Consider the following 621-nt stretch of genomic DNA (forward strand, 5'->3'; position numbering starts at 1 on the left):
GCGCATCAGCATGCTGCCGGTGCCCGCCGTGACAGTGCCGGCCAGGCCGAACCGCCAGGCGGCAACGGTGAACCCGAACCGGGTGATCACGGGCTGGGCCGATCGCGGGGCGGCTGGTCGACGAAGCTGCATCTGGCGTGTGAGCAGGGCTGCGGGGTGCTGTCGTTGCTTGTCACACCGGGTCAGGCGGGTGACAGTCCGCAGTTCACGGCCGTGCTGGATGCGATCTCGGTGCCGAGACTCGCTGGCGGACGGGCCCGGATGCGGCCCGAGCGGGTGCTGGCGGACAAGGCGTATTCCAGCCGTGGTAACCGGGACTGGTCACGTCGCCACGGGATCAAGGTCACCATCCCGACGCCGTCGGATCAGGCCGCGCACCGGCGTCATCGTGGCCGGTCGGGTGGGCGTCCGCCAGCGTTCGACAAACTCGTCTACCGGGACCGCAACGCGGTCGAGCGAGGCATCAACCAGCTCAAACAGCATCGCGCGGTGGCGACTCGCTACGACAAACTCGCTGTCCGTTACCTGGCCACGGTCCACGTCGCGGCGATCAATCAGTGGCTACGGCACGAATGAGGGCGGGCCACAGGCACGCCCTCACCACTTCGATACAAGCCCTAG

General features: G+C 68.1%; 1 protein-coding gene. It reads left to right on the forward strand.

What is annotated here, in order from left to right; all coding sequences use genetic code 11:
- On the forward strand, nt 1-576 hold a 576-nt coding region (locus tag IRT45_RS36415), incomplete at its 5' end, for an IS5 family transposase (protein ID WP_194810279.1).
- Nucleotides 577-621: the final 45 nt, after the last annotated feature.

It is taken from the genome of Nocardia sp. BSTN01, from assembly GCF_015354405.1.
Lineage (GTDB): Bacteria > Actinomycetota > Actinomycetes > Mycobacteriales > Mycobacteriaceae > Nocardia.